This window comes from Saccharomonospora sp. NB11, from assembly GCF_015910535.1.
In the GTDB taxonomy this organism is placed as follows: domain Bacteria; phylum Actinomycetota; class Actinomycetes; order Mycobacteriales; family Pseudonocardiaceae; genus Saccharomonospora.
Map to the genome: position 1 here is coordinate 281844 of NZ_JACBJG010000007.1, position 21118 is coordinate 302961.

22 protein-coding genes are annotated in these 21118 nt (G+C 69.6%); 18 read left to right on the forward strand and 4 right to left on the reverse strand.

What is annotated here, in order from left to right; all coding sequences use genetic code 11:
* Positions 1-88: 88 nt before the first annotated feature.
* The 5 genes from JAV51_RS13305 (at position 89) to JAV51_RS13330 (ending at position 5578) form a co-directional block, all read left to right on the forward strand.
* Complete coding sequence (locus JAV51_RS13305) at positions 89-487, forward strand: YraN family protein (protein WP_374059041.1); 399 nt, start codon at positions 89-91, stop codon at positions 485-487.
* The gene (locus tag JAV51_RS13310; RefSeq protein WP_197321010.1) at positions 488-1999 is read left to right on the forward strand and encodes a YifB family Mg chelatase-like AAA ATPase; all 1512 of its coding nucleotides are present in this window, start codon (positions 488-490) and stop codon (positions 1997-1999) included.
* On the forward strand, positions 1996-3147 hold the full coding sequence (dprA, locus tag JAV51_RS13315; protein ID WP_197321011.1) for a DNA-processing protein DprA: 1152 nt from the start codon (positions 1996-1998) through the stop codon (positions 3145-3147). The genes JAV51_RS13310 and dprA overlap by 4 nt, the downstream gene beginning before the upstream one ends.
* 123 nt (positions 3148-3270) lie before the next feature.
* The gene (locus JAV51_RS20255; protein ID WP_307845879.1) at positions 3271-4473 is read left to right on the forward strand and encodes a tyrosine-type recombinase/integrase; all 1203 of its coding nucleotides are present in this window, start codon (positions 3271-3273) and stop codon (positions 4471-4473) included.
* Positions 4445-5578: a FliA/WhiG family RNA polymerase sigma factor gene (locus JAV51_RS13330; RefSeq protein ID WP_197321012.1), complete on the forward strand. Its 1134-nt coding sequence runs from the start codon at positions 4445-4447 to the stop codon at positions 5576-5578. Before JAV51_RS20255 ends, JAV51_RS13330 begins: the two co-directional genes overlap by 29 nt.
* Positions 5579-5712: 134 nt before the next feature.
* On the opposite strand, the gene JAV51_RS13335 is transcribed toward JAV51_RS13330, so the two are convergent.
* Entirely contained in the window at positions 5713-6321 is a 609-nt protein-coding gene (locus tag JAV51_RS13335; RefSeq protein WP_197321013.1) for a M23 family metallopeptidase, read from the reverse strand.
* A 588-nt stretch (positions 6322-6909) separates the two neighbouring features.
* On the opposite strand from JAV51_RS13335, the gene rpsB reads away from it, so the two are divergent.
* From rpsB to JAV51_RS13360, 5 genes are all read left to right on the forward strand, one after another.
* The gene (gene rpsB / locus JAV51_RS13340) at positions 6910-7740 is read left to right on the forward strand and encodes a 30S ribosomal protein S2 (RefSeq protein ID WP_197321014.1); all 831 of its coding nucleotides are present in this window, start codon (positions 6910-6912) and stop codon (positions 7738-7740) included.
* A 45-nt stretch (positions 7741-7785) separates the two neighbouring features.
* Positions 7786-8604: a translation elongation factor Ts gene (tsf, locus tag JAV51_RS13345; protein ID WP_197321015.1), complete on the forward strand. Its 819-nt coding sequence runs from the start codon at positions 7786-7788 to the stop codon at positions 8602-8604.
* A 103-nt stretch (positions 8605-8707) separates the two neighbouring features.
* Complete coding sequence (gene pyrH, locus JAV51_RS13350) at positions 8708-9457, forward strand: UMP kinase (protein WP_197321016.1); 750 nt, start codon at positions 8708-8710, stop codon at positions 9455-9457.
* 2 nt (positions 9458-9459) lie between these two features.
* Positions 9460-10017 (forward strand): ribosome recycling factor, encoded by a 558-nt coding sequence (gene frr, locus JAV51_RS13355; protein WP_197321017.1) that lies wholly within the window; start codon positions 9460-9462, stop codon positions 10015-10017.
* Positions 10017-10907: a phosphatidate cytidylyltransferase gene (locus JAV51_RS13360; RefSeq protein ID WP_197321018.1), complete on the forward strand. Its 891-nt coding sequence runs from the start codon at positions 10017-10019 to the stop codon at positions 10905-10907. Before frr ends, JAV51_RS13360 begins: the two co-directional genes overlap by 1 nt.
* A 6-nt stretch (positions 10908-10913) precedes the next feature.
* Here the strand turns inward: JAV51_RS13360 and JAV51_RS13365 are convergent, their stop codons facing one another.
* Positions 10914-11795, reverse strand: coding sequence for a VOC family protein (locus JAV51_RS13365; RefSeq protein WP_197321019.1), 882 nt, complete (start codon positions 11793-11795; stop codon positions 10914-10916).
* 64 nt (positions 11796-11859) lie between these two features.
* Here JAV51_RS13365 and JAV51_RS13370 point away from each other — a divergent pair, with 64 nt between their 5' ends.
* Together JAV51_RS13370 and rlmN are read left to right on the forward strand one after the other, a co-directional pair.
* Positions 11860-12648, forward strand: coding sequence for a methyltransferase domain-containing protein (locus JAV51_RS13370; RefSeq protein WP_197321020.1), 789 nt, complete (start codon positions 11860-11862; stop codon positions 12646-12648).
* Positions 12645-13766, forward strand: coding sequence for a 23S rRNA (adenine(2503)-C(2))-methyltransferase RlmN (gene rlmN, locus JAV51_RS13375; RefSeq protein ID WP_197321021.1), 1122 nt, complete (start codon positions 12645-12647; stop codon positions 13764-13766). Before JAV51_RS13370 ends, rlmN begins: the two co-directional genes overlap by 4 nt.
* A gap of 109 nt (positions 13767-13875) precedes the next feature.
* On the opposite strand, the gene JAV51_RS13380 is transcribed toward rlmN, so the two are convergent.
* Positions 13876-14136, reverse strand: a complete 261-nt coding sequence (locus JAV51_RS13380) for a DUF2631 domain-containing protein (protein WP_197321022.1) — start codon at positions 14134-14136, stop codon at positions 13876-13878.
* Positions 14137-14230: 94 nt separating this feature from the next.
* Here JAV51_RS13380 and dxr point away from each other — a divergent pair, with 94 nt between their 5' ends.
* The 5 genes from dxr to JAV51_RS13405 all read left to right on the forward strand — a co-directional run bounded on the left by dxr (position 14231) and on the right by JAV51_RS13405 (position 19492).
* Complete coding sequence (gene dxr, locus JAV51_RS13385) at positions 14231-15457, forward strand: 1-deoxy-D-xylulose-5-phosphate reductoisomerase (RefSeq protein ID WP_197321023.1); 1227 nt, start codon at positions 14231-14233, stop codon at positions 15455-15457.
* A 3-nt stretch (positions 15458-15460) separates the two neighbouring features.
* Positions 15461-16669, forward strand: a complete 1209-nt coding sequence (locus tag JAV51_RS13390; protein WP_197321024.1) for an RIP metalloprotease — start codon at positions 15461-15463, stop codon at positions 16667-16669.
* A 111-nt stretch (positions 16670-16780) separates the two neighbouring features.
* Complete coding sequence (ispG, locus tag JAV51_RS13395; RefSeq protein ID WP_197321025.1) at positions 16781-17932, forward strand: flavodoxin-dependent (E)-4-hydroxy-3-methylbut-2-enyl-diphosphate synthase; 1152 nt, start codon at positions 16781-16783, stop codon at positions 17930-17932.
* Positions 17933-18005: 73 nt separating this feature from the next.
* Complete coding sequence (locus JAV51_RS13400) at positions 18006-18575, forward strand: Uma2 family endonuclease (RefSeq protein WP_197321026.1); 570 nt, start codon at positions 18006-18008, stop codon at positions 18573-18575.
* 65 nt (positions 18576-18640) lie between these two features.
* The gene (locus JAV51_RS13405) at positions 18641-19492 is read left to right on the forward strand and encodes a GNAT family N-acetyltransferase (protein ID WP_197321027.1); all 852 of its coding nucleotides are present in this window, start codon (positions 18641-18643) and stop codon (positions 19490-19492) included.
* Here JAV51_RS13405 and JAV51_RS13410 read toward each other — a convergent pair.
* Positions 19489-20454 (reverse strand): YafY family protein, encoded by a 966-nt coding sequence (locus JAV51_RS13410; RefSeq protein ID WP_197321028.1) that lies wholly within the window; start codon positions 20452-20454, stop codon positions 19489-19491. The genes JAV51_RS13405 and JAV51_RS13410 overlap by 4 nt on opposite strands.
* A gap of 120 nt (positions 20455-20574) precedes the next feature.
* Between JAV51_RS13410 and JAV51_RS13415 the strand changes: the two genes are divergently transcribed.
* Positions 20575-21054 carry a VOC family protein gene (locus JAV51_RS13415; protein WP_197321029.1) on the forward strand — a complete coding sequence of 160 codons (480 nt, stop codon included), beginning with the start codon at positions 20575-20577 and terminating at the stop codon, positions 21052-21054.
* The last annotated feature ends 64 nt before the right edge of the window (positions 21055-21118 follow it).

The following is a 21118-nucleotide window of genomic DNA, read 5'->3' on the forward strand; positions in this document are numbered from 1 at the left end:
GTCGGCCCGAGGGTCGCGCTGGCAGCGTGAGTGCTGTCAGTGACAGCGACCTTCGGGGGTGACGAGGGTGGACGCAGGGCGTCTGGGGGTGTGCGCAGGCGGGGCTCCGGCGGCGACCGTGCCACACGGTGCAGGGGGACGTCTCGCGCTCGGTCGGCGTGGAGAGGATCTCGCCGTCGAGCATCTGCGGCGACAGGGGCTCGTGGTGCTCGAACGCAACTGGCGCTGCCGCGAGGGGGAGCTCGACGTCGTCGCCACCGACGGCCGGACTCTGGTCGTGTGCGAGGTCAAGACGCGGTCGGGGCGCCGTTACGGCAGTCCTGAGGAGTCCGTCACCGAGGAGAAGCGTCGGCGCATCCGCGGGCTGGCGTTGCGGTGGCTGGCCGCGCGGAGGGTGTCCTGGTGTCCGCTGCGGTTCGACGTCGTCGCCGTCGAGTGGCCGCGGCAGGGAACGCCCGCTGTGCGTCACCTGGTGGGGGCGTTCTAGATGCCTCTCGCGCGTAGTTGGTCCATCGCGCTGCTCGGCCTCGAGGGACGATCGGTGGAGATCGAGGCCGACATCGGCGCCGGAATGCCCGGTACGAAGCTCGTCGGTCTTCCCGATCCGGGTCTGCGTGAAGCGAAGGACCGTGTGCGAGCTGCCGTCCGGAACAGTCGGTGTGCCTGGCCCGACACCAACGTCACGTTAGGACTGTCACCGGCGAGTCTCCCCAAAGTCGGTTCGTCGTACGACCTGGGCATCGCCGTCGCGGTGCTCGCCGCGTCCGGTGTCGTCCCGGCGGGGGAACTCCCCGGCACGGTCCTGCTCGGAGAGTTGGCTTTGGACGGTCGCTTGCGGCCGATTCCGGGGGTGTTGCCCGCGCTGCTGGCGGCGCGGAGGCTCGGACACCGGCGTGCCGTCGTTCCGACGGAGTGTCTTGCCGAGGCCGCACTCGTCGACGGGATCGCGGTGCTCGGTGCTGCTGTCCTGTCCGACGTCCTCGGGTGGTTGCGCGGAGAGTCCGAGCTGGTTCGGCCGGAGGCCGTCGAGGTGGGGGACTCCCAACACGTGCCCGACCTCGTCGACGTGGTCGGACAGCCGGAGGCACGCTGGGCCCTGGAAGTGGCTGCCGCCGGTGGCCACCATCTGCTGCTGACGGGTCCGCCAGGCATCGGCAAGACGATGCTCGCGACCCGGCTGCCCGGCCTGTTGCCTCCGCTCTCGCGGTCCGAGGCGCTGGAAGTGGCCGCGGTTCGGTCGGTCGACGGGTCGTTGAGCAGATCGGCTCCGCTCGACCTCGTGCCGCCGTTCGTGGCGCCTCACCACTCGATCTCGGCCGCGGCGCTCGTGGGAGGTGGCGCGGGGCTGGCCGCCCCCGGGGCCGTCAGCAAGGCCCATCGGGGTGTGTTGTTCCTCGACGAGGCACCCGAGTTCGGGCCGGAGCGGCTGGAGGCGCTGCGCACCGTGCTGGAGGAGGGCGAGATTCGGATCGCCCGTGCGAAAGGAGTCGTGCGCTACCCGGCGTCCTTCCAGCTCGTGATGGCCGGCAACCCGTGTCCGTGCGCGCCACCCCGAGAGACCGACTGCACGTGTTCGCCCTCCGCGCGACGACGTTATGCGGCGCGGCTGTCGGGACCGCTGCTCGACCGAGTCGACCTGCGCGTACGCCTGCGTCCGGTCACGGCCATGCGGGCGCACGCGGATCGCGACCGCGAGTCCACGGAGGTCGTTCGTCGGCGTGTCGTGGCGGCTCGGTCCCGTGCTGTCGAGCGCTGGTCCGAGCACGGCTGGAGCACCAACGCGGTCGTACCCGGCCCAGTGCTGTGGCGGGAGTTCGCGCTGCCGCGCCAGGTCACGGACCTGGTCGAACGCAGCCTGCGGCGTGGGGCGATCACGGCTCGCGGGGCGGATCGGTGTCTCCGGGTCGCGTGGACGCTGGCCGACCTCGACGGGGCGGAACATCCGGACGGTGATCACGTGGCGTCGGCGCTCGGCTTTCGGGAGAGGAGCGCGGCATGAGTGACGACACCGTCCGGCTGGCGCGGGCGTATCTGCTTCGGGTCGCCGAGCCGCCCGCTCCGGCGCTGTGGGGATTCGTGGCCGAGCACGGTCCGGTCGAGGCGGCTCGACGGGTCCGAGCGGGCGAGGTACCCGACCGCGTGGCGACGGAGACGTCCGCGCGTCGGCATGTCGACGTCGCCGAACGTGATCTCGAGGAGGGTGGGGCGCAGGGGGCTCGGCTGGTGATTCCGGAGGACGACGAGTGGCCGGCGTGGCCGTTGCTCTCGCTGGAGGTCGCCATGGGGCGTGGAGTCGACGGCGTGGCGCCTCCGTTGGCGCTGTGGATGCGAGGAGAAGTACCGCTCGACGATGTGCTCGCGTTTGCCGTGGCCGTGGTGGGTGCGCGCGCGGCGACCGACTACGGCGAGACGACGGCGGCCGAGTTCGCCTACGAGCTGAGCCAGGCCGACACGACCGTCGTGTCGGGTGCCGCCTACGGCATCGACGGCGCAGCACATCGAGGAGTGCTTGCCGCCGGGGGAGTGACGGTCGCGGTGCTGGGGTGTGGGCTCGACGTCGGATACCCCGCCGGACACGTGGGGCTGCTCAACAGGGTCACCCAGCGTCGTGGTGCGGTCGTCTCCGAGTATCCGCCCGGAACACAACCGGCGCGGCATCGCTTCCTGGTGCGCAACCGGCTGATCGCCGCGTTGACCGCGGGCACAGTCGTGGTCGAGGCGGGACGGCGAAGCGGAGCGCGCAACACCGCCACCACGGCCGGGGTCCTGGGCAAAGTCGTCATGGCGGTGCCGGGGCCGATCACCTCGGCGATGTCGGTGGGATGTCACCACCTGTTGCGTGAGGGGCAGGCCACGTTGGTCTCCTCCGCCTCGGACGTCCTCGAGACCGTGGGCCGATTCGGGACCGGTGTCGCCCCTCCATCGACAGCACCGCGGCGGCGCACCGACGGGTTGGACGCGGACGCGCTACGGGTGTTCGAGACGTTGCCGTCCCGTGGTGGACGGTCGCCGGAGAGCATCGCGACCGAGGCCGGAGTCGACCTGTCCCGGGTTCGCGCGATCCTGCCCGTGCTGGAACTCGAGGGGTTGGCCGAGCAGTGCGACGCGGGGTGGCGGGAGCGGCGACGCCAGGCTCGCGGAGGGTGATCGAGGGATGACGATCACGTTCCGCGCGCTTCGCCGTGGCGGTGCTTGACTGAGAGGCGGCGTGCAGCGCAGCGTCAACACATGACGACGAAGCGTTCTCGTCGCCGCGAGGGGGGCTCACTCGTGGCCAGGCTGCGTGCCGCCCTCCCGACTCGGCCGGCTGAGGTGGTCGACGACTACGAGGCCCATCTGCGCGACGAGCGCGATCTGTCACCGAACACCGTGCGTGCGTACATCGGTGACGCGGTGTCGTTGCTGGCGTTCCTCCACGACATCCCCACCGATGCTGTCGTTGTCGCGGGTGCCGTTCCTGCCGCTGGCCTCGGCACTGCCGCCAGCGCCGAAACCGGCACCGCCAAGGACGCCGCCACGCCGGTGTCTGCCGCATGTCTGGACTCCGCTGCGCACGCCGAGTCCGCCGCGGGCGAACAGCGCACTGCGGGCCGCGAGCCCATTGCTGGCTGCGGGTCCGGTGCGGGTGGGTCAGCTGAGGCGGTGACCAGCTCCGGCTTGGTTGCCGACGTGGACGGCGGTCGAGTTCCTGTCGATGACCGGCTCGACGATCTCGACGTCGGGGTGCTGCGGGCGTGGCTGGCACGCCAGCACGAGCAGGGACACAGTCGGACCACTCTGGCCCGGCGCTCGGCGTCCGCACGGACGTTCACCGCCTGGGCGCACCGCCGAGGAATCCTGCCTTCCGATCCGGGCGCTCGCCTGTCGTCACCCCGTCCACATCGCACCCTTCCTGGCGTTCTCCGACAGGACGAGGTGGACGCTCTGATGCGCGCCAGCGCGACCGGCGCCGAGCAAGGCGACCCTCTGGCATTGCGCGATCACGCTCTGATCGAGTTGCTGTACGCCACAGGTGTGCGAATCTCAGAACTGTGCGGACTGGATGTCGACGACGTCGAGTTCGACCGTCGGATGGTCCGCGTCCTGGGAAAGGGGAGGAAGGAACGTATGGTGCCGTTCGGCCTGCCTGCGGAGCGATCGTTGCGGTCGTGGTTGGGGCAGGGACGCCCGCACGTGGCGACACACGCCTCGGGACCGGCACTCTTTCTCGGCGCTCGGGGCGGCCGAGTGAATCCGCGAACGGTTCGACGTGTGGTGCATCAGGCGGTGGGGGCCGTGCCCGGCGCGGCGGACATCGGCCCACACGGGCTGCGGCATTCGGCAGCGACGCACATGCTCGACGGCGGGGCTGACCTTCGCAGCGTTCAGGAACTGCTCGGTCACGCTACGCTGGCCACCACGCAGCTCTACACTCACGTGACAGTCGAGCGGCTGAAGGCGATTCATGACCAGACCCACCCCCGTGCCCGGTGAGGCCGCTACCAGCGACGCGGGACCACAGGTCCCGCGGCAGGACGGTCGAGAAGGCGCGAAGGTCATGACCACCGCTCCGACCGAGGTCGCCCCCGACACGCCGGACGTCGACGAGCCGACGACGGTGCCCCACGATGCTCTCTCGCCGGCGCCGGCGCCGGCGATGGCGGACCTCGACGTACCGGCCGACGACCCCGCCGAGGTGAGCACGGCCGTCGACACCGCTGACTGCTCCGGCATCGCCGACGCCTCCTGCGCCGATGACGTCGACGGTGCGGCCGACGCGCACGACTCGGACGTCTCAAACGCCTCGGGCGATGCCGACGATGTCGACGACTCCGCGGAGTCGGCCATCGCGGCCCTGTGGCGGGAGTTCACCCAGCGGCCCAGCCAGCGAGTTCGCGACCGGCTCGTGCTGCACTACGCCCCGCTCGTCAAGTACGTGGCGGGCCGGGTCGGCACGGGGCTGCCCACCCACATCGACGTGGCCGACTTGATCCAGTCCGGCATCTTCGGTCTGGTCGACGCGATCGAGAAGTTCGACACCAGCCGAGGGCTCCGCTTCGAGACGTACGCCATGCAGCGCATTCGGGGCGCCATCCTGGACGACCTCCGTTCGCAGGACTGGGTACCGCGGGTGGTGCGGAGCCGGGCCCGCGAGGTCGAGCGCGCGCACGAGCGCCTCGGAGCTCGGCTGCGTCGCACGCCCACCGACGCGGAGGTCGCAGCCGAGCTCGGCATCTCGCTCCGCGAACTGCGCGACCTGTACGGCCAGCTTCGTCTCACCAGCGTGCTGGCGCTCGACGACCTGATGGGCGCCAACAAGGACAGCGGCACCGGATCACCGGCCGACACGCTTCCGGACGACGACGCGGTGGACCCCGCCGCGATACTCGTCGACCAGGACAACCGCAAGCAGTTGGCCGAGGCCGTCGCGCAGCTCAACGAGCGTGACCGCATCGTGGTGAGCCTCTACTACTTCGAGAACCTGACGCTCGCCGAGATCGGCAAGGTGCTGGGCGTCACGGAGTCGCGGGTCAGCCAGCTTCACACCCGTGCGGTGTTGCGGTTGCGGGCGAAGCTGGTCGAGAACGCGGGGTCATGAGCGGTCGGCCCGCGAGGGCGTGTGTCGGTCGGCTACTCGAAACGCTGCTCGTCGTGGGGAACGAGCGGTGCGGGCCGAGCTTCGCTACGTCGATCGCCTCGCCGTCGATCTCCTCACCGAGGGCGCCTTTCGCGTCAGGGCGGCGCTGACGTCTCGATCCACGGTTTGAGCCGAAGCGCACCCACCGGCCGGACGAACCGAAGTGGATCGAGGTAGTCGTCGCCCCGTCGCACACCCCAGTGCAGACAGGCCCGCTCGGGACACCCGGGATGCTCGGCTGCGACCGTGCCGACGACCTGACCACGATGGACCCGCTCGCCCGCCGAGACCGACCAGCGGACCGGTTCGTAGGTGGTGCGCAAACCCGCGTCGTGGTCGATGGAGACCACACCACGCCCCGCCACCAAGCCCGCGAACGCCACACGCCCGTCCGCGGCGGCGACCACGTCCTGACCGATGACAGCGGCGAGGTCGACGCCGCGGTGACCCGCCGAGTACGGGGTGGACGGCTGGTCGAACGGACGCACCACGGCAGACGGCACCGGCAACGGCCACGAGAACAGCGGTGTCGGTTCGCTCCCGAACGGGGTGTGGTCGTCCGATGCGGCTGACGCCCCAGGCGCCGTCGACGTCATGAGGGTCGTGGTCGTCGCGGTGGCGAGCACGGTCAGGAGCAGGACACCGGTCAGGACGGATGCCACGACCGGGCCCATGAGGCGCTCACGATGCCGCTGCCGGGGCATCGGGCATTCGGCGAAAGTGCGCGAGTGCGCGACAGGACTCGGTGTGCCGACCTGGTCCGCCAGGCCGTGGCGATGACACTCACCGTGGGCCCGCAGCTCATCATGCTTGGCGGAGGGCTCGACAGTGCCGAGGACCTCAGACGATTCCGGCTCCGCGATGTGTGGTGCGCGCGGTTCGGCGGGTGGGGTGCCGCTTCTCCGCAGCGTCGGGGGTGTGGGGGCGGGCATGCCGACAGCGTCGCCGAGGTGGGCGCGAGGCGGCAGAGGCAAGTGGGAACCTGTGGACAACTCGGTCGGTGCGGTGGCGCCTGTGGACAAGTGGCCGCCGAGTCGAGGCAGATCCCGGTGGCGGCGTACACTGATCCGCGCAGTCTGTGCTCGCACAGCTGACTTCGCGTGCACGTGTGCGCCTCGTTCTCCACGGTTTCCTCGGAGAGTGGGGCAAGGGTGCTCGGCGGTCTCTCGGATCGACGTCCGGGAGTCCGGGCGTCCACACGGCACCAGGGCGGAGTGCCACCCGGTTCTCCGCGACAACCGGCACTGCGCGCCTCGCGGCGCGCTCGAGACAGAAGAGGTGCGAATCAGGCCATGGCCGTCGTCACCATGAAGCAGTTGCTGGATTCCGGCGTGCACTTCGGGCACCAGACCCGTCGCTGGAACCCGAAGATGAAGCGCTACATCCTCACCGAGCGCAACGGCATCTACATCATCGACCTGCAGCAGACGCTGTCGTACATCGACCGGGCCTTCGAGTTCGTGAAGGAGACGGTCGCGCACGGTGGCACCATCCTGTTCGTCGGTACCAAGAAGCAGGCGCAGGAAGCCATCGCCAACGAGGCGCTGCGGGTGGGTATGCCGTACGTCAACCAGCGCTGGCTGGGCGGCATGCTGACCAACTTCCAGACGGTGCACCGTCGTCTCCAGCGGCTCAAGGAGCTGGAGGCTCAGGAGCAGACCGGCGGTTTCCAGGGCCTGACCAAGCGCGAGATCCTGACCCTGACCAGGGAGAAGGACAAGCTGGAGCGGACCCTCGGCGGTATCCGTGACATGGCCAAGGTGCCCAGCGCGGTGTGGATCGTGGACACCAAGAAGGAGCACATCGCCGTCAACGAGGCGCGGAAGCTCAACATCCCCGTCGTGGCGATCCTGGACACCAACTGCGACCCGGACGAGGTCGACTACCCGATCCCGGGCAACGACGACGCGATCCGTTCGGCGGCTCTGCTCACCAAGGTGGTCGCCGAGGCTGCGGCCGCGGGCCTGATGGCGCGGTCCGGCCGCAACGGCGCCGCTGCCGAGGGCGAGGACAAGCCGGCCGTGGCGACGGACGAGCCGCTGCCCGAGTGGGAGCAGGCTCTGCTGTCCGGCTCGGAAGCCGCGGGCTCGGAGCAGTCGAGCGAGCAGACCCCCGCTTCCTGATCCCTCTCTCACCGCGTACCGCACGAAGGAACGGACAAACGCACGATGGCGAACTACACCGCGGCAGACGTGAAGCGCCTTCGCGAGCTCACGGGCTCCGGCATGATGGACTGCAAGAAGGCCCTCGAGCAGAACGACGGCGACTTCGACAAGGCTGTCGAGTTCTTGCGCGTGAAGGGCGCGAAGGACGTCGGCAAGCGTGCCGAGCGGGCGACCGCCGAGGGCCTCGTCGCCGGTGAAGGCGGCGTGCTGATCGAGCTGAACTCCGAGACCGACTTCGTCGCCAAGAACGACGAGTTCGGCTCGCTGGCGCAGCGGATCGTCGAGACGGCCAAGAAGGTCCGCACCGACGACGTCGAGCAGCTCAAGAACGCCGAGATCGAGGACGGCAAGACGGTCGCCGAGGCGATCCAGGAGCTGTCGGCCAAGATCGGCGAGAAGCTGGAGCTGCGTCGGGTCGTCAGCTTCGAGGGCCAGGTCAACACCTACCTGCACCGTCGTGGCGCGGGCCTGCCGCCCGCGGTCGGCGTGCTCATCGAGTACACCGGCGACAACGAGGAGGCCGCCCGGACGGCTGCCCTGCAGGTCGCGGCGCTCAAGCCGAAGTACCTGACCCGTGACGAGGTGCCCGCCGAGATCGTCGAGAACGAGCGCCGGATCGCCGAGCAGACCGCTCGCGAGGAAGGCAAGCCGGAGCAGGCCATGCCGAAGATCGTCGAGGGCAAGGTCAACGCCTTCTTCAAGGACACCGTGCTGCTGGAGCAGCCCTCGGTGACCGACAACAAGAAGACGGTGAAGGCCCTGCTCGACGAAGCGGGCGTGACCGTCACCCGGTTCGCGCGTTTCGAGGTTGGCCAGGCATAGCCTGTCGACCCTGGCAGTTGTGCCCCGTCTCCCGCCAGTCCAGGAGGCGGGGCACAGTTGTGAGAAGCGGCGGCACACGAGCACGACAGCGGGCGGAGGCGAGATGAACGAGGACGGTAGCGCCGGGTCGGGGCGCGGTTACCGACGTGTACTGCTGAAATTGGGCGGCGAGATGTTCGGCGGTGGCTCCGTCGGTGTCGATCCTGACGTGGTGCACTCGGTGGCGGTACAGATCGCCGACGTCGTGCGCAACGGCGCCCAGGTGGCCGTGGTCATCGGTGGCGGCAACTTCTTCCGAGGCGCGGAGCTGTCGCAGCGTGGCCTCGACCGGGATCGGGCCGACTACATGGCCATGCTGGGCACGGTGATGAACTCCCTGGCCCTCCAGGACTTCCTGGAGAAGGAGGGTGTGCCCACCCGAGTGCAGACGGCGATCACGATGGGCCAGGTCGCGGAGCCCTACATTCCGCGTCGCGCCGAGCGTCATCTGGAGAAGGGTCGCGTCGTCATCTTCGGCGCGGGAACGGGTATGCCGTACTTCTCGACCGACACCGCAGCGGCGCAGCGGGCTCTCGAGATCGGGTGCGACGTGGTGCTGATGGCCAAGGCCGTCGACGGCGTCTACACCGCCGATCCCCGTGTCGACCCCGGGGCGAAGCTGTTCGACGAGATCAGCCACCGCGAGGTGCTGGAGCAGGGACTCAAGGTCGCCGATGCAACGGCCTTCAGCCTGTGCATGGACAACAACATGCCGATCATCGTCTTCAACCTTCTCACCGAGGGCAACATCGCTCGCGCGGTGAGTGGTGAGAGGATCGGCACATTGGTCAGTACACCGACACACATGGAGTAGCCGTGATCGACGAGACCCTCTTCGATGCCGAAGAAAAGATGGAGAAAGCGGTCTCCTTCGCCAAGGAGGACCTGGCGTCGGTGCGCACCGGCAGGGCGACTCCCGCGATGTTCTCGCGCATCGTCGTCGAGTACTACGGTGCTCCCACGCCCCTCAACCAGCTCGCGAGCATCAACATCCCCGAGGCGCGGATGGCCGTCGTCAAGCCGTACGACGCGTCGCAGCTCGCCACCATCGAAAAGGCGATCCGTGACTCCGACCTCGGTGTGAACCCCACCAACGACGGCAATCTCATTCGTGTGGTCATTCCACAGCTGACGGAGGAGCGCCGCCGCGAGATGGTGAAGGTCGCCAAGGGCAAGGGCGAGGAAGCCCGCATCTCCATCCGCAGTGTGCGCCGGAAGGCCAAGGAGGAACTCGACCGCATCGCCAAGGACGGCGAGGCCGGTGAGGACGAGGTCGCCCGGGCCGAGAAGGAGCTGCAGAACCTGACGGACCGTTACGTCCAGCAGGTCGAGGAGCTCGTCAAGAACAAGGAAGCCGAGCTCCTCGAGGTCTGATGACTACAGTGAGCGACCACCAGGGGGAACGCGAGAGCGCGGCCGAACCCGACAGGTCGAAGCAACCGGGCAGGAAGCCGTCCAGGGCCGGACGGGACCTCCCTGCCGCCATCGGCGTCGGGGTCGCGCTGGGCGCGGCGATCCTGGGCTCCTTGTTCACGGTCCGCTATCTGTTCATCGGTGTCATCGCGGCGGCGATCGTGGTCGGCACGATCGAGTTGGCGGGCGCGTTCCGCCGAGCCGCGAACGTCCGAATCTCGCTGGTGCCCGTCCTCGTGGGCGGGCAGGCGATGATCTGGCTGGCCTGGCCGTACGGTCAGGAGGGCGCGTTGACGGCGTTCGTCGTCACCGTGCTCGCCTGTCTGCTGTGGCGGCTGCCGTCGGGGGCGGACGGCTACCTGCGTGACGTGAGCGCGTCCGTGTTCGCGGCGGCCTACCTGCCGCTGTTCGCGTCTTTCGCCGCGATGCTCGTGCCGCCGGAGGACGGGGTCGGGCGTGTGCTGTCGTTCATGATCGTGGTCGTCGCGTGCGACACCGGCGGCTACGTGGCGGGGGTGCTTCGCGGCAAGCACCCGATGGCGCCCCGGATCAGTCCGAAGAAGACCTGGGAAGGGTTCGCCGGCTCGCTCACCGCGGGCATCACCGGTGGTGCCCTGGCCGTTGTCCTGCTCCTCGACGGGCAGGCGTGGCAGGGTGTGCTGTTCGGTGCCGCGATCGTGGTGACCGCGACGGTCGGGGACCTGATGGAGTCGCTCATCAAGCGCGACCTGGGCATCAAGGACATGGGCAACACGCTGCCCGGACACGGCGGGTTGATGGACCGGTTGGACTCGCTGTTGCCGTCGGCCGTCGTGTCGTGGCTGTTGCTGAGCGCCTTCGTTCCCGTGTGAGGCGGCTCAGTCGTCGTACGGATCGTCGACCTCGGCACGTCCCGCTCCGAGGTCGACGGTCCGGGAATGGTCGATCACCGCGAACGGTGACCCGTGTGGGTCGAGAAGCAGGGCGGTGCGGCCGAACGGCGTGTCGTGGGGTTCGACGAGCATCCCGCCGCCGAGTTCGATCGCGGTGTAGGTGAGCGCGTCGGTGCCCACCGCCGGGTCGGCTTCGAAGTACACGAGCCAGTGAGGCGACGCCAGGTCGGTCCGCGCGGTCGGGGGAGTGATCGCGGCGCGCTGGGGCTGAGAGCTGTCGAGCACACAGCGGTGCAGCACGATCTCGTGGCCGATGCGCCAGACCGCGTAGTCGATCCCGTCCTCGCCGATGTGCTCGACCGAGTAGCCGAACAGCCTGCTGTAGAACTCGTCGGCCGCGGCCCCGTCGACGGTGTTGAGGTCGGCGCCGGTGAACATGCCGGGTAGGTGTGTGCCGAAGAACCAGTTCGGCGGCGTCTCCCAGAACACGACGGGCGCGCCACTCGGGTCGAGGGCGTGGAGCAGTGTGCCCCGTCCCGGGACGTCGAGCGGCCCGCGCAGGACAGACCCGCCGAGGTGGTCGACCCACTCCGCCGTGTTCGCCGCACCGGCGACGCGGAGGTGCAGCGACCAGCTGAGCGAGTCACCCTCGGCGGCGGTGTAGAGGCCCGCGACCTGCACGTCGCCTCGGAGCGCGAGGACATAGCGGCCGTCGGCGCCGACCGGGTCGCGTTTGACGTGAAAGTCCCAGCCGAGGAGCGGACCGTAGAACTCGCATGCCGTGGTGGTGTCGGGCACGGCCAGGTCGATCCAGCACGGCGTCCCCGGGGTGGAGCTCCACACGGCGTCGGCTGCGGGTAGGAACATCGCGCCACCTCCAGACAGGCCCGAGATCATCTTATGCCCGGCGGCGGAGGTTTACGCTGAAGCCGTGAGATTCTTCGGCCGCCGTGCGGAGGTCGTGCCGAGTCCGAACATCTGGTACCACGCCGACGTCTACGAGCGGGAGAACCAGGTACAGGACGTCGACGACGAAATTTGGAGCTACCTCGCCGCCGTGGCGTCCTGGACCGACGCCGACGTCGTGGACGTCGGGTGCGGAGCGGGGTTCCATCTGCCGAGGTTCGCGACCACGGCCCGCTCGGTCGTGGGCGTGGAACCGCACCCGCCGCTGGTGCGTCGGGCTCGCGAGCGGGTGGCGGGGACGTCGTCGGTGTCGGTGCTGCGCGGGACCGCGCAGTCGTTGCCGTTGCCGGACGACTCCGTCGACGTCGTGCACGCGAGAACGGCGTACTTCTTCGGTCCGGGCTGTGAGCCCGGCCTGCGCGAGGCCGATCGGGTGCTGCGGCCCGGCGGCACGCTCGCGATCGTGGATCTCGACACCGGGGTCGCTCCTTACGGCGACTGGATGCTGGCCGACCTTCCCCGGTACCGGGCCGCGGAGGTGGACGCCTTCTTCGCCGACCAGGGCTTCACGTGCCGCAGGATCACGACGCGGTGGGTGTTTCCCGACCGGCAGTTGTTGGAGGCGGTGCTGCGCATCGAGTTCAGCCCGACGGTGGCCTCGCGTGCGGTGGTCGACACCCTGCGTCTCAACCGGGGACGGACCGGGCCGTGGGAGCTGCCCGTGGGCTATCGGGTGCTCGTGCGGCACAAGCCGACGGGACTCCTCCGGGCGTCGGAGCCGCTGGCCGGGCATGGGACACTGACAGGGCCATGACTGCATTGCCCCTCGTTTTCGACGCCCCCCGCCGTGGTCTGCCCCGGCGCCACCTCGCCGACCTGACCGTGGCCGAACGCGCCGAGGCGGTCGCCGCGCTCGGGGAGAAGCCCTTCCGCGCGAAGCAGCTGTCGCATCACTACTTCTCGCGTCTCACGGCGGACCCGGAGGTGATGACCGACATCCCTGCGGCGTCCCGGCAGCGACTGGTCGACGAGTTGATGCCCTCGCTGCTGACGCAGGTGCGGGTCGTCGACTGCGACGGGGGCAACACGCGGAAGACGCTGTGGCGCGCGCACGACGGCACGCTCGTGGAGAGCGTGCTGATGCGCTACCCGGACCGCGCGACGCTGTGCATCTCCAGCCAGGCGGGCTGTGGCATGGCGTGTCCCTTCTGCGCCACCGGACAGGGTGGCCTGACCCGGAACCTGTCGACCGCCGAGATCGTCGACCAGGTGCGTTCCGCCGCCGCGGTGATGCGGGACGGTCTCATGCCGGGCCCCGACGGCACCCCGGCGCCCGGACGGTTGTCGAACATCGTCTTCATGGGCATGGGCGAACCGCTGGCCAACTACAAGCGGGTGCTCGCGGCCGTGCGGCGCATCACCGACCCGGCGCCCGCGGGGCTGGGTATCTCGCAGCGTTCGGTGACGGTGTCGACCGTGGGTCTCGCGCCCGCGATCCGCAAGCTCGCCGACGAGGGGCTCCAGGTGCGGTTGGCGGTGTCGCTGCACACGCCGGACGACGAGCTGCGGGACGAACTGGTCCCCGTGAACAACCGGTGGTCCGTCGACGAGGTGTTGCGGGCCGCCCGCTACTACGCCGACCGGACCGGGCGCCGGGTGTCGATCGAGTACGCGCTCATCCGGGACATCAACGACCAGCCGTGGCGGGCCGACCTGTTGGCGAAGCGCCTGCGGGAGCACCTCGGTCACCTCGTCCACGTCAACGTCATCCCGCTGAACCCGACCCCGGGCAGCAGGTGGGACGCGAGCCCGAAGCCGGTCGAGCGGGAGTTCGTCCGCCGGGTGAACGCGGGCGGCGTGGCGTGCACCGTGCGCGACACGCGGGGGCAGGAGATCGCCGCCGCCTGCGGTCAGCTCGCCGCCGAGGGCTGAGTGACCGGGCTCGACGAGAGCCCCGACGCGAAAACCCCGCTGTGCCCGCGACGATCGCGGGCGACAGCGGGGTCGGGAAACCAGGTCGAGCCGAAGTCCGGCCCGAGGGTCAGCGACGCCAGGCGGTGCGGCTGCGGCGCACGTCCCACAGCACGCCCAGCAGCAGACCGACACCGGTCACGATCAGGACGACGTCCTCGGTGCGGTTCTGGTGGTTGCCGATCAGCATCAGGAACATGATCGCGGCGGCGACCACGGCGCCGGCGCGTGCGGCCTTGGGGAAGGAGCCGTGCCAGCCCCACTCGGCCGACGGCTCGTCCCGCGGATCGACCTCGGTACCGGTGCGCTTCTCGACGGCCTTGCCTGCCACGATCACTCCTCTACTCGAGCCCGCTCGGCGCGACTTCGTGTGGCTCGATAATCGCACATGCCTCCCGCCGAGAGCGCAGGGGACGTCCGCGACAATGGTCACCATGACGGTCACCACGAGTTCTCCCCGGACCGTGCTGGTGCTGGGTTCCACCGGCTCGATCGGCACACAGGCCCTCGACGTGACGGGGCGCAACCCCGAGTTGTTCCGGGTGGTCGGCCTGGCGGCGGGTGGTTCGGACCCGCGTGCGCTGGCCGCGCAGGTGATCGAGCACGGAGTCGAGGCGGTGGCGATCACGCGTGCCACGGCGGCGGAGGATCTGCAGCTCGCCCTCTACGCCGAGGCGCAGCAGCGCGGATACGCCCGTGGTGAGTTCCGGCTGCCGCGCGTCTTCGCGGGTCCGGACGCGGTCGAGGAGCTCATCGACGCCGTCCCCGCCGACGTCGTTCTGAACGGCATGCCCGGCTCCCAGGGACTGGGGCCGACGCTGCGGGCGCTCAAGACCGGCGCGACGCTCGCGTTGGCCAACAAGGAATCGCTCATCGCCGGTGGTCCGTTGGTGCGCGCGGCGGCCCGGCCCGGTCAGATCGTGCCCGTGGACTCCGAGCACTCGGCGCTCGCGCAGGCACTCCGAGGTGGCCGTGCCGAGGAGGTGGACCGCCTGGTCCTGACCGCGTCCGGCGGCCCGTTCCGGGGTCGTACGCGGGCGGAGATGGCCTCCGTCACGGTCGAGGACGCGCTCGCGCACCCGACATGGGCGATGGGGCAGCTCGTCACCATCAACTCCGCCACGATGGTGAACAAGGGACTCGAACTCATCGAGGCACACCTGCTCTTCGACATCCCCTGCGAGCGCATCGACGTCGTGGTGCACCCGCAGTCGGTGGTGCACTCCATGGTGACGTTCGTCGACGGTTCGACGCTCGCGCAGGCCAGCCCGCCCGACATGCGGCTGCCGATCGCGCTCGCGCTGCACTGGCCCGACCGGGTGCCTGCCGCCGTTCCGCCGTGCCGCTGGGACGAGGCCACGGCGTGGACGTTCGAGCCGGTGGACGACACGGCGTTCCCCGCGGTGGAGCTGGCCCGGCACGTCGGATCGGTGGGCGGCTGCCTGCCTGCCGTGTTCAACGCCGCCAACGAGCGGCTCGTCGGTGAATTCCTCGCGCACAACACCGGCTTCACGGACATCGTGGACACTGTGTCTCAGGTCGTCGACGCCGCTGACGAGTGGCGCCGCCCGCCCCGTGACCTGGCCGACGTCCTCGCTGCGGAAGAATGGGCGCGCGACCGTGCGGCCACGATCATGTCGGGAGGGAAGTAGCGCGTGCTCGTCTACATCCTGGGGGTCGCGCTCTTCGCGCTCGGCATCTGCGTCTCCGTCGCGCTGCACGAGGCCGGTCACATGGTGGCCGCCAAGTCGTTCGGCATGAAGGTGCGCCGTTACTTCGTGGGCTTCGGGCCGACGGTCTTCTCGTTCAAGCGGGGCGAGACCGAGTACGGACTCAAGTGGATTCCGCTGGGCGGGTTCTGCGACATCGCCGGGATGACCGCGCTCGACGAGGTCACGCCCGACGAGGCGCCCCGCGCGATGTGGCGGTTCAAGACCTGGAAGCGCACCGTGGTGCTGGCCGCCGGGTCGTTCACGCATTTCGTGCTCGGGTTCATCGTCCTCTACTTCATGGCCATCTCGATGGGCCTGCCCAACATCTCCGACAAGCCGGTGATCAAGGAGGTGTCGGACTGCGTCCGCAGCGCCACCACGGCGCAGGAGTGGAACGACCCGACATGTGGGCCCGCTGATCCGGCTCCGGCCAAGACGGCGGGTGTGCAGCCCGGCGACGAGGTCGTGGCGATCGACGGCACTCCTACCGACACCTGGCAGGACCTGCTGGCGGCGGTGCAGCGCTCCGAGGGACCGACCGAGTTCCGGGTGCTGCGTGACGGCGAGGCGCTCACCCTCACGGTGGACGTCGCCAAGGTGACCCGCCCCACGACCGAGGGCGGCACGGAGCAGGTGGGCGCCATCGGGGCGTCGCAGGAATTGATGCTGCCGTACGGGCCGGTCGACGCGTTCGGAGGCTCGACCGCGTTCACCGGCGAGCTGCTCGTGCAGACCTGGCAGCGGCTGCTGGAGTTCCCGGAGAAGATCCCGGCCGTCGTGGAGGCCATCTTCGGTGGCGAACGCGACCCGGAGACGCCCGTCAGCGTGGTCGGCGCGAGCCGGATCGGCGGCGAGGCCGTGGAGCAGGGCCTGTGGGAGGTGTTCCTCCTCCTGCTGGCGAGCCTGAACTTCTTCGTCGGCATCTTCAACCTGCTGCCGCTGCTGCCGCTCGACGGTGGGCACATCGCGGTCACCTGGTACGAGCGGGTGCGCGACTGGATCCGCAAGCGACGCGGCAAGGAGGCGGGCGGTCCCGTCGACTACACGAAGCTCAACGCGGTGACCAGCGTCGTGATCGTCATCGGTGGTGCCATCGTGCTACTCACCGTGACCGCCGACATCGTCAACCCGATCAGGCTCATCCAACCGTAGTGGCGTCCGGGCAGCCGAGTTCGGACGCTCACGTATCGTGGATAACGGCATCCGGCCAAACCGGTGATGCCTTCGGCGCAGCACGCAGTCAGCGACAATGCAGAGGAATCGATGACCGTCGACCTGGGTTTGCCCGTCACCCCTCCTCCCGTTCTTGCCGAACGCCGCAAGACCCGACAGCTTCAGGTCGGGGCCGTCGGCGTCGGAAGTGAGCACCCGATCTCGGTGCAGTCCATGACCACCACGGTCACGGCGGACGTCAACGCCACGTTGCAGCAGATCGCGGAGCTGACGGCGGCGGGCTGCGACATCGTGCGGGTGGCTTGCCCGAGCGCGGACGACGCGGAGGCCCTTCCCGCGATCGCCGCGAAGTCGAAGATCCCGGTGATCGCCGACATCCACTTCCAGCCGAAGTACGTCTTCGCCGCCATCGAGGCCGGGTGCGCCGCGGTGCGGGTGAACCCGGGCAACATCAAGAAGTTCGACGACAAGGTCAAGGAGATCGCGCAGGCCGCCAAGGACCACGGCACGCCGATCCGTATCGGGGTCAACGCCGGGTCGCTCGACCCGCGGCTGATGAAGAAGTACGGCAAGGCCACCCCGGAGGCGCTGGCCGAGTCGGCGTTGTGGGAGGCGTCGCTGTTCGCCGAGCACGACTTCCACGACCTGAAGATCTCGGTCAAGCACAACGACCCGGTCGTGATGGTGCGGGCCTACGAGATCCTCGCCGAGCAGTGCGACTACCCGCTGCACCTCGGCGTCACCGAGGCCGGTCCCGCGTTCCAGGGCACGATCAAGTCGGCCGTGGCCTTCGGTGCGCTGCTGCGGCAGGGCATCGGCGACACCATCCGGGTGTCGCTGTCGGCTCCGCCCGTGGAGGAGGTGAAGGTCGGCACGCAGATTCTGCAGTCGCTGAACCTCCGCCCCCGCAAGCTGGAGATCGTGTCGTGCCCGTCGTGCGGGCGTGCGCAGGTGGACGTGTACAAGCTGGCCGACGAGGTCACCGCGGGGCTGGACGGGCTGGAGGTGCCGCTGCGCGTCGCCGTCATGGGGTGCGTGGTGAACGGACCGGGCGAGGCCAGGGAGGCCGACCTGGGCGTGGCGTCCGGTAACGGCAAGGGGCAGATCTTCGTGAAGGGCGAGGTCATCAAGACCGTGCCCGAGCACCAGATCGTGGAGACCCTCATCACCGAGGCCATGCGCATCGCCGAGGAGAGCGGTCACACCGAGGGCAGCGGTCAGCCGGTCGTCACGGTGAGCTGACGAGGTCACGTCTCACGGTAAGCGACGTAGCTAGCGTGCTACATTGGAGGTCTGAGTGAGCGGGAGGCCACCGATGAGCGCTGCCGTCGTCGACACGCCGTTGGACTGGGACGATCTTTTGCGCACCTGGCGAGAACTGGAGGTGCCGGAGGGGTGGCGGCCCGAGGTGACGATCGAGGGGATCCGGATGTCGCCACCCCCTGGGGGACAACACAACCTGATCGCTGCCCTCGTGCACAGGCAGTTGTCACCCAGCGTGCCTGCTGGTGGTGACGTCTTCCAGACGCTCGCCGTCAGCGTGCCCGTGGTCGGCGGCATCTACATACCGGATCTCTGTGTCGTCCAGCGGGAGCACGTGCCCCACGGGGCCGAGCCGGTCCCGGCGGAACATGTGCAGCTCACGGTCGAGATCACGTCCGCAGGCAACGCGAACCACGACCGGACCCGGAAGAAGTGGGCGTACGCGCACGGCGGCATCGCGTGGTACCTGCTGATCGACCCGCACGATCCCGAGGGGCCGACCGTCACCGCGTTCACGGAACCCCGTGAGGGGGTCTACCGGCGGGCGTGCCGCGTGCCCTTCGGAGAGAAGATCACCGTGGAAGTGCCGTTCGACCTGGTGCTGCAGACGGACGAGTTCTGATCGTTCCCGTGTGGACGCCGTTCGGCGGTCCCCACGGAGCGCGCTGATCTGGCAATCTTGTCGTTGTGTTGCGGCTGGCCGGTGCGAGGCTGCTCGATGACAGGGATTACCCGGCGGTTCGCGCGCTGTTGGCGGCGGACCCGGTGGGCACGTGCATGGTCGCGGCGCGGGTCGAACTCGCCGGTCTCGACCCGTGGCGGCTGGGCGGCGAACTGTGGGGCGCCGACGGTCGTCGGCGACTGGGCGGCCTGCAAGGACTGTGCTTCGCCGGTCCCAATCTGATCCCGCTACGGGGGAACGCGGCCGCGATGCGGTCGTTCGCCGACCGTGCGTTGCGGAAGCCACGCGCGTGCTCGTCCCTGGTCGGCCCGGCCGAACAGGTGTTGGCCCTGTGGGACGAGCTGATGGGCGAGTGGGGGCCCGCGCGCGAGGTCCGTCCCGACCAGCCCCTCATGGCGCTCGACGACGCTCCTTCGGTGACTCCCGATCCCGAGGTGCGTGCCGTGCGGCCCGACGAACTCGACGTGTACTTCCCGGCCGCCGTCGCGATGTTCCGCGAGGAGGTCGGCGTCGACCCGAGGCTCGGCGACGGGGGAGCGGGGTACCGGGCGCGGGTCACCGAGTTGATCGCCGCGGGTCGGGCGTTCGCGCGTTTCGAGCGAGGCGAGGTCGTGTTCAAGGCCGAGATCGGCGCGATGTCGGGCAGTGTCGGCCAGATCCAGGGGGTGTGGGTGCACCCCCGGCATCGCGGCCGTGGTCTCGGCGCGGCGGGCACCGCCGCCGTGGCCGACCAGCTCGTGCGCGGATTCGGTCGGGTGGCGAGTCTGTACGTCAACTCGTTCAACGCGCCCGCGCTGGCCGTGTACCGCAGGGTGGGCTTCCGGCAGGTCGGCCGGTACGCGACGGTGCTGTTCTAGGACTCTTCCCGAGGTGCGCTTGCCATCGCCGTGAGCCGGTGGGCGAGGCGTTCGACGGCCCGGCGCAATTCCGGAGGTTCCAGCACGCGCGCCTCGAAACCCAGCCGCGCGACGTGCAGGGCGAGCCAGTCGAGGTCGTCGGCGCCGGTGACGAGTACGCACCAGCCGTCGCGGTCGTCCTCGACCCGGCCCACCTGGGGTGGGACCAGCGCCCGCACCTGATCCGGTGTCGCGTGCACCCGCACGCGTGCGACGTGGCGGTACGGGGACGCGGTCACGGAGCGCTGCACGTACGCGAGTGGATCCGGATGCTCTCTGGGCCGGAACTGCCAGGTTGTGGTCACGACGTCGCGCATCCGGTCGAGCCGGAACGTGCGCCAGTCGTCGCGGTCGACGTCCCAGGCCATCAGGTACCAGCGGCGGGCGGTGGCGACCAGCCGCACCGGCTCCACGGTGCGCTCGCTGTCGGGGGCACCGCGGCCGGTGTAGGTGAACCGCACCCGCACGGTGTCGCGGCAGGCTCTGGCGAGCGTCATCAGTACCTCGGGGGGAATCTCGACACCCGGGCCGACGAGCGTGTCGGTGGCGCCGTGCACCGCGCGGAGCTCCGCGCGCAGGCGCGCGGGCATCACCTGGTCGAGTTTCGCGAGCGCCCGCAGTGCGGCTTCGCTCGCCCCTCGGACGGTGCCGCCCGTGGCCAACCGCAGCGACACGGCCGTCGCGATCGCCTCCTCGTCGTCGAGGAGCAGCGGTGGCAGTCGGGTGCCCGCGCCGAGTCGGTAACCGCCGCCGACGCCCGTCGTCGCGTGCACGGGATAGCCGAGTTCGCGAAGACGCTCGATGTCGCGTCGCACGGAACGGTCGGTGACCCCGAGCTCCCTTGCCAGTGCGGCGGCGGTCCAGGAGGGCCTGTGCTGGAGCAGTGCCAACAGTCGCAGCACCCGTTCCGTCGTTCCGGTCACCAGTCCATCGTGGCAGAGATCGCGGACAGAACCTGTCCGCTATTTGCGCGAGGTTATCCGGGGTAGGCCCCACGCGGGACCTGCACCACACCACGAACCTCCGGTGAAAGGCGACATGACATGGCTCGTGAGTTCCAGGTGACCTTCGACTGCGCCGATCCGGCCGCGACGGCGGCGTTCTGGGCCGAGGTGCTCGGCTATCGGCTGATGGACCCGCCGGCGGGGTTCGCCTCGTGGGACGAGGCCCTCGACGCCATGGGAGTGCCGCCGGAGCACCGCAACGACCTCTCGGCCATCGTCGACCCGGACGGCGTGGGGCCGCGCCTGCTCTTCCAGAAAGTGCCGGAGGGCAAGCAGGTGAAGAACCGGGTGCACCTCGACGTGCGTGCGGCGCCCGGGCTGCGTGGCGGCGAGCGGATGGCGGTGCTGGAGGCGGAGGCGGAACGCCTCGTCGCCCTCGGGGCCACCCGGCTTCGGCGGCACGACCCGGCAGGGGAGCTGCAGTTCGGTCATATCGTCATGACCGACGTCGAGGGCAACGTAAAAAAAAAACTCGCGAAAGTCGTTACCATACTTGGGAATAACTATCCGCGTATGTGACCCTGACTCTGTCCGTCCATCCGAGCTCGCTAACGCCTTCCCTCATTCATATCTGTCGCTTCGT